We start from the raw sequence: 12,641 nt of genomic DNA on the forward strand, positions 1-12,641 counted from the left end.
AGTGTCCGGCGCGCCGCCCGCCGCGGCGCGCCGGGTCAGGCGCTTGCCGGGCGGGCGGGAAAAGCCGGGCCGCACGGCGCCATTCTGATGCCGTGGCGCAGCCGTGTCCATGGTTGCCGGGTGGCATCCATCAACATCGATCCTGGCGCCGCGCACACCAGAATGGTATGGGCGATATCGGTGAAATCGGCCCGGAAGTGCGCCGAGCTCTTGAGCACCAGGATAGCCTGGCGGGTGGGTTCGATGCCGGCGAAGCGAAACATTTCCTGGTCGGCCATCTGCACCTTGTTCGAAGCCACCACGATGCGCACGCCATCGAGCCGCAAGCACGCGCTGGGACCGAGGTCCATGTGAAAGCCGCGGTAGAACGCACCGTGCGTATCGAAGCGTCCGTCGGAGATTTTCTCGACCAGGTATTCGGCTTCGAGCGGAGCGTCATCGGGAATACCCGAATGCCCGCCCAGCGCGATCTTGACGGTGTTGCCGGCGCCGGCACGATGGGCCGCCAGCGCGGCGGCCGGATCGACGATCAGGCCGATGGCCGTGTTCGAGGCACGCTGCTCGAGCAGCGCGCGCAGGATGCCCGTGGTGTCGGAACTTCCGCCCGCGCCCGGGTTGTCTTGCACGTCGGCAATGATCACCGGCTTGGTGCTGTCGCGTGCCATGGCCATGGCGGCCTGCACGGCTTCGTCGGGGGTATGGATCTTGCCGCCGAAGTCGGCCTCGGCATTGAGCACGGCGCGTGCCATGGCATCGGCCGCGGCATCGGCATCGGCCTGGGTGTCGCTGTAGGCCCATACCGTGGGGGCGCATTCGGGAAAGTCGGCCGCCGGGAAGCCGGTGGCAAACGACAGGCTGATGGTTGTCTCGCGCGATTCCAGGTCTTCAAGCAGCTTGTACAGGCTGCGCGAGGGCTCGATGTCGGTGGATTGCCAGCACAGCGAGATCAGGTAGGGAATGCTGCGCAGGGCGACGTACGGGCGCGGCATGCCGTGCAGCCGGGGCTCGAGCAACTGGGCTGCGCGCCGGCCGGTATCGGCCATGTCGATGTGCGGGTAGGTGCGGTAGCAGACCAGGCTGTCGGCATGCACCACCATGGCGCGTGTCACATTGGCATGCAGGTCGAGGCTGGCCACGATGGGCATGTCGGGGCCGACCAGCGCGCGCACACGGCGCAGCAGCTCGCCTTCGCCGTCGTCGTAATGTTCGGCCACCATGGCGCCATGCAGGTCGAGATAGACGGCGTCCAGCGGCAGGGCCTGGCGCAGGCCGTCCAGGATCATGCCGCTGATGCGTTCGTAGGCATCGCGGGTGACGTGGCCGGAAGGACTGGCCGCAGCCCAGGTGGTAGGCAGCAGCGTATGTTCATGCATGGCCTCGATGAACCCGGCCACAGGGATATTGGCGCCGGCCACAGCCTCGAACATGGCGGGCCCCGATACCAGCTTGGGCCAGCCTCCGCCCTTGTCGGCGAATTCTTCCCAAGTGGCGCGCGAGGGCGCGAAGGTATTGGTTTCGTGCTGGAACCCGCCTATCCCGATGCGCATCGGAGCGATCCTCCCAAGGACTTGCGTTCACATAGAAGAAACCTGGATAGGGGGATTCTGCTGAAGAAATGCGCATTGGGCAATACGGCTATGCCCTTGGCGGGGGTCTTGTTCTATTGGACGTCGTGGCGGGATGGCGTGGACGCCGCTGGGGCGGGTGGCGTTCTTGCGTGCTTGGCCTCGGTTTTTCTAAAAAGGGAAAAATGTGCGGGGCCGGCAATCCCAGTCGCCCTGCGCGACTGGGATTGCCATTCGTACTGCGGTATGCGTGGGGATAATGTGGATTGCAGTGCAAGGGGCGAGCTGCTATGCGGGGCGTTTCAGCGCAGCCGCTTCTAAGCTCTGCGAAATCAGCCAGTAATCTGGCGGCTTGGCGTCATTTCAGCAAACAGCCCATGCATGCACTCGTATGAACGGCAATCCCAGTCGCGCAGGGCGACTGGGATTGCCGGCCCTGTACGTTTTTTCTTCTCGCGAAAAACCGTAGCCAAGCACGCAAGAACTCAACTCGCCCCTACGGCGTGGCATATCGGATTCAATGCGAGTCGGGGCGGGGTGGTGGGAGCGCCGCGGCGCCTCGGGGCCGGGTCCGGGCGGCAGGCGCCCGGACGGCCCCGTGAAGCCAAGGCACTCCCAGCACCCCGCTCCGGCGCCATCAGAACCAATATCCTTACACCGAAACTAGGTTTCTATCTACTTAGCCACCGGCATCGTGAATTCCGCCCCCTTTGCAATGCTGTCCGGCCACCGCTGCATCACACTCTTGTACCGCGTATAGAACCGCACGCCTTCTTCACCGTAGGCGTGATGGTCGCCGAACAGCGAACGCTTCCAGCCCCCGAACGAATGCCAGGCCATGGGCACCGGAATGGGCACGTTGATGCCCACCATTCCCACCTTGATCTGGCGCGCGAAGGCCCGCGCGATGCCGCCGTCGGACGTGAAGCACGCCACGCCGTTGCCGAACTCGTGCGCATTGATCAACTCGACCGCGGCCGCGAAATCGGGCACCCGCACCACGCACAGCACCGGCCCGAAGATCTCTTCGCGATAGATGTTCATCTGCGGCGTGACGTGATCGAACAGCGTGCCGCCCAGGAAAAACCCCTTGCCGGCGATCTTCTGCTCGCGCCCGTCGACCACCAGCTTCGCGCCGGCGGCCGAGCCGTCTTCGATGTAGCCGACCACCTTGGCGCGGTGCTGCGCCGTGACCAGCGGGCCCATCTCGGCATCGGGCTCCATGCCGTTCTTGATGACCAGCGCGCGCACCCGCGGAGTCAGCCGCTCGACCAGTGCATCGGCCACGCTGCCCACCGCCACCGCCACCGAGATCGCCATGCAGCGCTCGCCGGCCGACCCGTAGGCCGCGCCGATCAGCGCATCGGTGACCTGGTCCAGGTCGGCATCGGGCATCACCACCATGTGGTTCTTGGCCCCGCCCAGCGCTTGCACGCGCTTGCCGCGGCGCGTGCCCTCGGCGTAGATGTATTCGGCAATCGGCGTCGATCCCACGAACGACAGCGCCTCGACATCGGGATGCGCAATCAGCGCGTCCACCGCCAGCTTGTCGCCCTGCACGACATTGAATACCCCGTCGGGCAGGCCCGCCTCCTTGAACAGCTCGGCCAGGCGCAGCGCCACCGACGGGTCGCGCTCGGACGGCTTGAGCACGAAGGTATTGCCGCAGGCCAGCGCCACCGGGAACATCCAGCACGGCACCATCATGGGGAAATTGAACGGCGTGATGCCCGCCACCACGCCCAGCGGCTGGCGCAGGCTCCAGTTGTCGATACCCCCGCCGATCTGGTCGGTGTACTGGCCCTTGAGCAGTTGCGGCGCCGCGCAGGCGAATTCCACCACCTCGATGCCGCGTGCCACTTCGCCTTTGGCATCGGCAAACACCTTGCCGTGCTCGGCCGTGATCAGGCCGGCCAGCTCGTCCTGGTGCTTGTCGAGCAGTGCCTTGAAGTTGAACAGCACCCGCGCGCGCTTGAGCGCGGGCATTTCCGACCAGGCTGGAAACGCCGCCTTGGCCGCCGCCACCGCCATATTGACGTCGTCGGCCGAGGCCAGCGAAATCGAGGATGTGATTTCGCCGGTGGCGGGGTTGAAGCCTTCGGTGTAGCGGCCGTTGCGGCTTTCGTAGGCGCGGCCGTCGATGAAATGAGAGAGCTTCTTCATGGGATCAGGCGATTTCCTTCAAGACCTTGCCGATCAGTTGGAACATCTCGGCGATTTGTGATTCTTCAATGATGAGCGGCGGCGAGACCGCCAGCGTGTCGCCCGTGTAGCGCACCATCAGGCCAATATCGAAGCACTTCTGGAACGCTTCCGCGGCACGCGCGCCGGGCGCGCCGTCGCGCGGGGCCAGTTCGATGCCGGCTACCAGGCCGATGTTGCGCACGTCGATGACGTTGGGGGCATCTTTCAACGAATGGGCCGCTGCCTCGAAAGCCGGCGACAGCGTGCGCGCACGCGTGAAGAGCTGGTCGCGCTGGTAGAGATCCAGCGTGGCCAGGATGGCGGCGACGGCCAGCGGGTGGGCCGAATACGTATAGCCGTGGAAAAACTCGATGCCGCCTTGCGTGCCGTTGACGATGGCGTCGTGCACGTCGCGCTTGACTGCCACGGCGCCGGCCGGCACGGCGGCGTTGCTGATGCCCTTGGCCATGGTGATCAGGTCGGGCGTGACGCCGAAGAATTCGCTGGCGGTGGCGGCGCCCAGCCGGCCATAGCCGGTGATGACCTCGTCGAAAATCAGCAAGATGCCGTACTTGGCCGTGATCTCGCGCAGCCGCTCCAGGTAGCCCTTGGGGGGCACCAGCACGCCGGTCGAGCCCGCCATGGGTTCGACGATGACCGCCGCGATGGTGGATGGGTCGTGCAGCGCCACGATGCGTTCCAGTTCGTCGGCCAGGTGCGCGCCCCAGGCCGGCTGGCCCTTCGAGAACGCATTGTGTTCCAGGCTGTGCGTATGGGGCAGGTGGTCGACGGCCGGCAACAGGGCGCCCGAGAAAGTCTTGCGGTTGGGCGAGATGCCGCCTACCGAGATGCCGCCGAAGCCCACTCCGTGATAGCCACGCTCGCGGCCGATCAGGCGGGTGCGTTGTGCGTCGCCGCGGGCGCGATGGTAAGCCAGGGCGATCTTCAGCGCCGTATCGACCGATTCCGACCCCGAGTTGGTGAAGAAGATGCGGTCCATGCCCTGCGGCATCAGGCCGGCAACGGCCGAGGCGGCTTCGAAGGCCAGTGGGTGGCCGAGCTGGAACCCCGGCGCGTAATCAAGCGAGGCGGCCTGGCGCGCAATGGCCTGGACGATTTCGTCGCGGCAATGGCCGGCATTGACGCACCACAGGCCCGACGTGCCGTCGAGCAGTTGGCGGCCATCGACCGAGGTGTAGTACATGCCCTTGGCGCCTGCCAGCATGCGAGGTTGGGATTTGAATTGCCGATTGGCGGTAAACGGCATCCACAGGTGTGACAGGTCGGGCAGGCCGGTGGGGGCATTCATGGTACGGACTCCAGGAAGACCTGCATGGCGGGCCGGCGGCCTGTACGGCCCGGACGCGGCGCAAGCGGCAGGATTACAGTCATTCTGATCGCGCCGGGCCGGGATGAAAATATACAATCCATGTAAAGCTCGCTAACTGTATAGGTAAAAACTGGCAAACTGTATAGATAAACGGCTTGCCTACGCCCGCCATGTTCGATTTCCAGCCTATCCGCACGCGCAATCAGGCTCCCACGCTGGTGGACCAGGTGGTCGATGCCTACGTGCGCGCCATCCAGTCCCAGGAGCTGCGCCCCGGCATGGCCGTCCCGTCGGTGCGCGAGTTCGCGCGCACGTATCAGGTCAGCACGTTCACGGTGGCCGGTGCCTACGGCCGGCTGGTGGCCCAGGGTTGGCTGGCCGCCCGGCCGGGTGCCGGCTACCGGGTGGCGGCGCGGCCCCGGCCGGCTGCCGCGACGGCGCCGGCCTCCTGGCAACCGCCGCGGCGCAGTGCCGGCTGGTTGCTGTCGGACATCTACGCCGATCATTCCATTCCCATTAAATCCGGCTGCGGCTGGCTGCCGGGCGAATGGTTGAACGAAGAGGGCCTGCATCAGGCGCTGCGGCACCTGGGCCGCGTGCCGGCCCTGCGCATCGCCGGTTATGGGCACCCGTACGGCTATGCGCCGTTGCGCGAAACCGTGGCCGCCGGCCTGGCTGCCCATGGTCTGGACATCGCCGCTGACCAGGTGGTGCTGACCCAGGGCGTCACGCATGGCCTGGATCTGGTGATCCGCACCCTGCTGCGCCCGGGCGACACGGTGGCCGTCGAGCAGCCCTGCTATGCCAACCTGCTGCAACTGCTGCGCCTGGCGGGCATGCGGGTGGTCAGCGTGCCGCGCACACCCGATGGCCTCGACTGCGACGCGCTGCATCGCTTGGCGGCCGACCACCGGCCGCGCGCCCTGTTCGTCAATACCGTCCTGCAGAATCCGTCCGGGGCGGTCATGAGCATGGCCAACGCATTTCGCGTCTTGCAGGCGGCCCAGCAACATGATTTCTGGATCGTGGAAGACGATATCTCGCGCGAGTTGATGCCCGGCGCCTCACCACTGCTGGCCGCGCTGGATGGCGCCCAGCGGGTGGTGTACCTGGGCGGGTATTCAAAGGTGATCAGCCCCTCGGTGCGCGTGGGCTACGTGGCGGCACATCGCGACCTGATACGCGACATCGCCCGCACCAAGATGGCGGTGGGGCTGACCTCGCCGGAAATCATGGAAAGGGTGGTGCACCAGGTGATCCGCGAAGGGCGTTATCGCGCCCACATCACGCGCACGCGCGAACGCCTGGCGCAGGCTCATGCCGCAGTCGGCCAGCACATGGACGACCTGGGCATGCAGGTCTGGGCGCGTCCGCAGGCGGGCTTGTTCTTGTGGGCCAGCTTGCCGGCGCAGGCTGGCGGCGCCAATGGCCTGGCCGAGCTTGCGCTGAAAGACGGTGTCTGGCTGGCGCCCGGCTCGTACTTCGATCCGGGCGAGGCCGATGTTGCCTGGATACGCTTCAACGTGGCGTATTCGCAGGGGCCCGAGCTGTGGCGCTTCCTGCGCGGCGCATGCGGCCCCTAGGCCTTGCGGCGTCAGGTGTTGCGTTCGTAGACCACGAAATCGTAGTCGTAGCCGTTTTCCGCGGGTTGCGGCTGGCGCGATGTTTCGCGCCAGGCAAACGATGGCAGGTAGGGAAAGAAGGCATCGCCATCGACTTGTGCATGCACTTCGGTGGCAACGATGCGCAGCGCCAGCGGCAGGGCCTGCGCATAGATCTGCGCGCCGCCGATCACATAAGCATCGTCGACATCGCCGCAGGCCTCGATGGCGGCTTGCAGCGTGGGTGCCACCACGGCGCCGTTCGCCGCATAGCGCGGGTTGCGGGTAATGATGATATTGGTTCGGCCGGGCAGCGGCCGGCCCAGCGATTCCCAGGTCTTGCGGCCCATGATGATGGGGCTGCCCAGGGTGGTGCGCTTGAAATGCGCCAGGTCGCCCGGCAATTTCCAGGGCAGGGCATTCTCGCGTCCGATGACGCGGTTGTCGGAATAGGCAACGACCAGGGTCAGGCGGGGTGGCGCGGGCATGGGCAAATTCAGTCGACGGGCTGTGGAAGGCGTTGGGGGTCAGACCGCCATCGGTGCGGTCAGGGCCGGATGGTGCTGGTAGCCCTCGAGCGTGAAGTCGGTGGGCTCGACCTGCTCCAGCCATTCGGGCTGGTAGCGCCCGGTGACGGCGTAGTCGGGAATGCGGTCCGACAGCACCAGGCGCGGCGCTTCGTAGGGCTCGCGGGTAAGCTGTTCGCGCAGCATCGGCAGGTGGTTTTCGTAGATGTGGGCGTCGCCGATGAAGTACGAGAACCAGCGCGGCGTATAGCCGGTCAACCTGCCCGCCAGGTGCAGCAGGGCCGCGCCTTCGGTCAGGTTGAAGGGCGTGCCCAGCCCCACGTCGTTGGACCGGATATACAGGCACAGCGAGATTTCGCGCGTGGTGGCGTTGGGCAGGAACTGATACAGCAAGTGGCAGGGCGGCAGCGCCATTTCTTCGATCTGCGCCCAGTTCCAGCCGTGGAACAGGATGCGCCGGTCTTGCGGCGTGTGATGGATGGCGTCCAGGCACTGGCGCAACTGGTCGACCGCCTTGTACAGCAGCACATGCGGCACGCCGTCTTCATCGAGCTCGGCCACTTGCGCATAACCGCGGTCGCGGGCGTGCCGGATCTGTGCATCGTTGGCGCGCGGCAGCAGCTTGTAGGCCGGCCAGCGGCGCCATTGCACGCCATACACCGGGCCCAGGTCGTCCGGCCCTTCGCGGTAAGGGTTGGCCAGCCAGTTGGCGTTTTCGTTGGCGTTCTGGTCCCACACCTTGCAGCCCAGCGCGCGGAAATCGGCGGCGCTGCGGGCGCCGCGCATGAATCCCACCAGTTCGCCCACGGCCGACTTGAAGGCCAGTTTCTTGGTCGTCACCGCGGGAAAGCCCTGCTGCAGGTCGAAGCGCAGTGCCGCACCTGGCAGCGACAGGGTGCGGATGCCGGTACGATTTTCCTGCCACGCGCCGTGGTCGAGAATCGATTGGATGAGCGAGAGGTATTGTTTCATGGCGATGTACCCGCTTGTGCGGGCGTGGCGGGCCAGGGTCAGGCGGCCTGCGTGTCCTGGGTATCGACGATGTCCACCGAGAAAGTCAGTTCCGCGGTTTTTTCCAGCATGGCCGAGGCCGAGCAGTACTTTTCGTGCGACAACTGCACGGCACGTTCGACAGCGGCGCTCGGCAGGTTCTTGCCGGTGACCGTGAAGGCGAAATGGATGCGGGTGAAGACCTTGGGATCGGCGTCGGCGCGCTCGGCCGACAGCTTGACGCTGCAACCCGTTACCGCATGGCGGCCGCGTTTCAGAATCAGCACCACGTCATAGGCGGTGCAGCCACCCGTGCCGGCCAGCAGCAATTCCATGGGGCGGGGCGCCAGGTTGTGGCCGCCGCCATCTACGGCGCCGTCCATCGTGGCAACGTGGCCACTGCCGGTGCTGGCCACGAAGAGCATGCCGTCGGGGCCGCCCCAGTTGATCGTGCAGTCCATGCGGGTTCCTTGAGCGTTGAGCGCAAACAAATTCCGATGATACCCGTTGCGTACAATTCCCGATGGAGAACCCCGCCGCACAGCAGGGCGGGGATGCCCATCCAGGAGCCCACCCCATGTCCGTTGCCCCCACGTCTTCCGGTTTTACGCCTTTCTCGCGTCGGCGCGGCCCGTTCGATCCCCTGTTCGCTGAAATCGATCGTGCGCTGCGCGTGCTGTCGGGTGCCGCCACGTCTGCGCGGGCGTATCCGGCCGATGCGCCCGAGCCCGTGCCGCCGCTGTCCGACCAGCAAAAGCGCCATGCCGCCGGCCTGATGCGCGTCAATCACGTAGGCGAAGTCTGCGCCCAGGCGCTGTACCGGGGGCAGGCCGCGGCCTGCCGCGAGGCACCGGTACGCAGCCTGCTGCACCACGCCGCCGCCGAAGAAGTCGACCACCTGGCCTGGTGCGCGCGCCGCCTCGAAGAACTGGGCAGCCGTCCCAGCCTGCTCAACCCCGTGTGGTATGCCGGCTCGTTCACGCTGGGCGCGCTGGCCAGTTGCGCCGGCACCGCGCGCAACCTGGGTTTCATGGCCGAAACCGAGCGCCAGGTCGAGGCCCATCTCGACGGCCACTTGCGCAGCCTGCCCGAAACCGACCAGAGGTCGCGCCAGATCGTGGGCAAGATGAAAGCCGACGAGGCCCAGCATCGCAGCAATGCCGAACAGGCGGGCGGGGTGCCATTGCCGGCGCCGGTACGCGGCGCCATGCGGGCCATGTCGCGCCTCATGACCTCCACCGCCTACTGGGTTTGAATGCCCGGCCTTGGTGCAAGACGTGGTGCGCTGCACAATAAAAGTGCAAACGGTGGCCCGAATACCTCAACGCGACCGAGCTAAGTCATTGAAAAATATAGGGTAACCCCGCAAGGGTTTACCCTTTTCGCAAAAACCCTTTGCAGCGTACAGTCAATAGTGAAGCCGGTTGCCAGCCTTATTGCGGCGAAACCACAACGTCGATACCCGCGCTGCAGTCATCCTCAAAAAAATCTTGCATCGCACAAAACAATGCGCTACGATTCAGTCATGGATGTTGAAGACGCAGTCGGTGCGGTGTTTACCCCGAATGCGTAGCGGTCGAACCTGATGCAGTGTTCACCCCAACATGCCCCGGTTGTCTCCTCCACCCTCCTCCTTTGGTGGATTTAGCCCGAGATCGCAAGATCTCGGGCTTTTTTTTCGATGTATTTAATGTGTCCCCAATTATTGGGCGGCAGCGAGATGCAACGTAATGACGCCAGGCTTGTCCCAACGACTTGCGCCTAGTATTTACCCTTAAATACGGCTGCTGCAGCCCCATGGAAAGAATTACAATGCTTTTCTGCGTGGGCGCCCACGGGGTGACGGCAATGGCTGCGGTTACGTTCTGTGTGGCTGCCTTGCACTTGTTTAGGTCTCGCATATAAGACCGTTACACGCGCTCTCGATAATGATCTGCTTCATGAAATTCGACCCAACTAAGGTGCTTCCGTGACCTGGCTGTACATCTGCGTGGTGGCGTTCACGGTGGGAGGACTCATCGTGGCGTCGGAACGCTGGCATGGCGCCTTTACCGGCGATAGCGACCTGAGCAAGCCACAAGCCTCGCATACGCGCGCCACGCCCCGCGTGGGCGGGCTGGCAGTGCTGGCCGGTTCGCTGGCGGGCCTGTTGGTGCTCGGGCCCAGCAACATGACCCTGACCTGGCTGTGGCCCGCGCTGTTCGTGGCGGTGATGCCCGTGTTCGTGGCGGGCCTGCTCGAAGACATCACCAAAGACATCGGCGCCAGCAAGCGCCTGCTGGCGGCGTTCCTGTCGGCTGCCATTGCCTGGTGGTTGTTGGGCGGGGTCAGTCGCGTGGGCATCGCGCCGGTCGACTGGGTGCTGTCGTTCTGGCCCGTGTCGCTGTTGTTCACCATGTTCGCGGTGGGAGGCTGTACGCACGCCCTGAATATCGTCGACGGCATGAATGGCCTGGCGGGCATGGTGGCCACCTTGATGGCGGTGTCGATCGCATTGGTTGCGCTGCAGGTGGGCGACATGCCTATTTCCATGATCGCCGCGGCGCTGGCCTCGGCCACGCTGGGTTTCCTTGTCTGGAACTTTCCTTTCGGCCGGGTGTTCCTGGGCGATGGGGGCGCGTACTTCCTGGGTTTCATGCTGGCCGAACTGGCCGTGCTGCTGGTGGTGCGCAATCCATCGGTGTCGCCGTTCTACGCGCTGGCGGTGTTGTTCTATCCCGTCTTCGAAACCGGTTTTTCCATCTGGCGGCGCCGCTTCAAGCGCGGCGTTCCGGTCGACCAGCCCGATGCCCTGCACCTGCATCAACTGGTATTCCGGCGGCTGGTGCGCGTGACCTTCAGCCGTGGCCGCCGCCATGCGGTGCCGGCGCTGTGCAATGCGCTGGCCTCGCCCTACATGTGGGTACTGGCCTTGATCGGCCTGGTGCCGGCCACCATCTGGTGGGACAACGCCTGGGTCCTCGGCCTGAGCCTGGCGGTATTCGCCGCGGCGTATATCTGGCTGTACGTGCGGCTGGTGTCATGGCGCCGTCCGGGCTGGCTGCTATTGCCGCGCACCCACTGAATCCTGTCGGACGGCCCCGCGACGGGTCGAGGGGCCGTTGTTACAATTCCCCGTTCCTAATTGAAATGCCGTGTACGTAGCGCGGCAAAGGGAGAGCTATCTTGCGTATCGATGAGGTAAAACTTGCCGTGGTTGGCCTGGGCTATGTCGGGCTGCCGCTGGCCGTGGAATTCGGCAAGAAGCGCTCGGTCATTGGCTTTGACATCAATACCAAGCGCATCGACGCCCTGAAGGCGGGTCATGACCATACGCTGGAAGTCGACGACGCCGAACTGGCGCAGGCCAAGCACCTTGGCTACACGGCCGACCGGGCCGACCTGGCCAAGGCCAATGTGTACATCGTCACGGTGCCCACGCCGATCGACAACTACAAGCAGCCCGACCTGACGCCGCTGATCAAGGCCAGCGAGACCATCGGCGCGGTGCTCAAGCGCGGCGATATCGTCATCTACGAATCCACCGTGTATCCCGGCGCTACCGAAGAAGACTGCGTGCCGGTGCTGGAACGCGTGTCGGGCCTGAAGTTCAATGTGGATTTCTACGCCGGCTACAGCCCCGAGCGCATCAATCCGGGCGACAAGGCACACCGTGTCAACACGATCAAGAAGGTCACCTCGGGCTCGACGCCGGAAGTCGCCGACCTGGTCGACACGCTGTACAACGAAATCATCACGGTCGGCACCCACAAGGCGTCCAGCATCCGCGTGGCCGAGGCCGCCAAGGTCATCGAAAACACGCAGCGCGATGTGAACATCGCGTTGATCAACGAACTGGCCCTGATCTTCAACAAAATGGGTATCGACACCGAAGCCGTGCTGCAAGCCGCCGGCACCAAGTGGAACTTCCTGCCGTTCCGTCCCGGCCTGGTGGGCGGGCACTGCATCGGCGTCGATCCGTACTACCTGACCCACAAGGCGCAGGCCATCGGCTATCACCCCGAGATCATCCTGGCGGGCCGCCGCCTGAACGACTCCATGGGCAGCTACGTGGTGTCGCAACTGGTCAAGCAGATGACCAAGCAGCGCATCCATGTGCAGGGCGCGCGCGTGCTGGTCATGGGGCTGGCCTTCAAGGAAAACTGCCCCGACCTGCGCAACACGCGCGTGGTTGATATCGTGAATGAACTGGGCGAATACAACGTCGATGTCGATGTCTACGATCCGTGGGTCGATCCCGAGGAAGCCGTGCACGAATATGGCATCACGCCGGTGGCCAAGGCCGAGGCCGGCAGGTACGACGCCATCATCCTGGCGGTATCGCATCATCAGTTCGTGGAAATGGGTGCGGCCGGAATCCGCAAGCTGGGCAAGGCCAAGCACGTGCTGTACGACTTGAAATACGTTCTGTCGGCCGATGAGTCCGATCTGCGCCTGTAAGGAA

General features: G+C 64.9%; 10 protein-coding genes. 4 read left to right on the forward strand and 6 right to left on the reverse strand.

Annotated elements, in window-relative coordinates; translation table 11 throughout:
* Positions 1 to 35 precede the first annotated feature (35 nt).
* The 3 genes from KW845_RS11740 to KW845_RS11750 form a co-directional block, all read right to left on the reverse strand.
* Positions 36 to 1,547, reverse strand: a complete 1,512-nt coding sequence (locus tag KW845_RS11740; protein WP_218369394.1) for a M81 family metallopeptidase — start codon at positions 1,545 to 1,547, stop codon at positions 36 to 38.
* A gap of 693 nt (positions 1,548 to 2,240) precedes the next feature.
* Complete coding sequence (locus KW845_RS11745) at positions 2,241 to 3,728, reverse strand: CoA-acylating methylmalonate-semialdehyde dehydrogenase (protein ID WP_218369395.1); 1,488 nt, start codon at positions 3,726 to 3,728, stop codon at positions 2,241 to 2,243.
* Between the two features lie 4 nt (positions 3,729 to 3,732).
* Positions 3,733 to 5,058: an aspartate aminotransferase family protein gene (locus KW845_RS11750; protein WP_218369396.1), complete on the reverse strand. Its 1,326-nt coding sequence runs from the start codon at positions 5,056 to 5,058 to the stop codon at positions 3,733 to 3,735.
* 191 nt (positions 5,059 to 5,249) lie between these two features.
* On the opposite strand from KW845_RS11750, the gene KW845_RS11755 reads away from it, so the two are divergent.
* Positions 5,250 to 6,662: a PLP-dependent aminotransferase family protein gene (locus tag KW845_RS11755; RefSeq protein WP_218370009.1), complete on the forward strand. Its 1,413-nt coding sequence runs from the start codon at positions 5,250 to 5,252 to the stop codon at positions 6,660 to 6,662.
* An 11-nt stretch (positions 6,663 to 6,673) separates the two neighbouring features.
* Here KW845_RS11755 and KW845_RS11760 read toward each other — a convergent pair whose 3' ends face one another.
* The 3 genes from KW845_RS11760 to KW845_RS11770 are packed head-to-tail and all read right to left on the reverse strand — an operon-like array spanning position 6,674 to position 8,658.
* A complete protein-coding gene (locus KW845_RS11760) occupies positions 6,674 to 7,168 on the reverse strand; it encodes a dihydrofolate reductase (protein WP_218369397.1) in 495 nt (164 codons plus the stop codon).
* A gap of 39 nt (positions 7,169 to 7,207) precedes the next feature.
* Positions 7,208 to 8,179 carry a thymidylate synthase gene (locus KW845_RS11765; protein WP_218369398.1) on the reverse strand — a complete coding sequence of 324 codons (972 nt, stop codon included), beginning with the start codon at positions 8,177 to 8,179 and terminating at the stop codon, positions 7,208 to 7,210.
* 38 nt (positions 8,180 to 8,217) lie between these two features.
* Complete coding sequence (locus KW845_RS11770) at positions 8,218 to 8,658, reverse strand: OsmC family protein (RefSeq protein WP_218369399.1); 441 nt, start codon at positions 8,656 to 8,658, stop codon at positions 8,218 to 8,220.
* Positions 8,659 to 8,774: 116 nt separating this feature from the next.
* Between KW845_RS11770 and coq7 the strand changes: the two genes are divergently transcribed.
* From coq7 to tviB, 3 genes are all read left to right on the forward strand, one after another.
* Positions 8,775 to 9,452, forward strand: coding sequence for a 2-polyprenyl-3-methyl-6-methoxy-1,4-benzoquinone monooxygenase (gene coq7 / locus KW845_RS11775; RefSeq protein ID WP_218369400.1), 678 nt, complete (start codon positions 8,775 to 8,777; stop codon positions 9,450 to 9,452).
* A 714-nt stretch (positions 9,453 to 10,166) separates the two neighbouring features.
* Positions 10,167 to 11,261 (forward strand): glycosyltransferase, encoded by a 1,095-nt coding sequence (locus KW845_RS11780; RefSeq protein WP_218369401.1) that lies wholly within the window; start codon positions 10,167 to 10,169, stop codon positions 11,259 to 11,261.
* 101 nt (positions 11,262 to 11,362) lie between these two features.
* Positions 11,363 to 12,637, forward strand: coding sequence for a Vi polysaccharide biosynthesis UDP-N-acetylglucosamine C-6 dehydrogenase TviB (gene tviB / locus KW845_RS11785; protein WP_255592563.1), 1,275 nt, complete (start codon positions 11,363 to 11,365; stop codon positions 12,635 to 12,637).
* The last annotated feature ends 4 nt before the right edge of the window (positions 12,638 to 12,641 follow it).

This window comes from Bordetella sp. BOR01 (assembly GCF_019218885.1).
Lineage (GTDB): Bacteria > Pseudomonadota > Gammaproteobacteria > Burkholderiales > Burkholderiaceae_B > Bordetella_A.

Coding starts and splice junctions, on each gene's coding strand:
- KW845_RS11740 (WP_218369394.1), bottom strand. CDS start 1,547: ATGCGCATCGGGATAGGCGGGTTCCAGCACGAAACCAATACCTTCGCG.
- KW845_RS11745 (WP_218369395.1), bottom strand. CDS start 3,728: ATGAAGAAGCTCTCTCATTTCATCGACGGCCGCGCCTACGAAAGCCGC.
- KW845_RS11750 (WP_218369396.1), bottom strand. CDS start 5,058: ATGAATGCCCCCACCGGCCTGCCCGACCTGTCACACCTGTGGATGCCG.
- KW845_RS11755 (WP_218370009.1), top strand. CDS start 5,250: ATGTTCGATTTCCAGCCTATCCGCACGCGCAATCAGGCTCCCACGCTG.
- KW845_RS11760 (WP_218369397.1), bottom strand. CDS start 7,168: ATGCCCGCGCCACCCCGCCTGACCCTGGTCGTTGCCTATTCCGACAAC.
- KW845_RS11765 (WP_218369398.1), bottom strand. CDS start 8,179: ATGAAACAATACCTCTCGCTCATCCAATCGATTCTCGACCACGGCGCG.
- KW845_RS11770 (WP_218369399.1), bottom strand. CDS start 8,658: ATGGACTGCACGATCAACTGGGGCGGCCCCGACGGCATGCTCTTCGTG.
- coq7 (WP_218369400.1), top strand. CDS start 8,775: ATGTCCGTTGCCCCCACGTCTTCCGGTTTTACGCCTTTCTCGCGTCGG.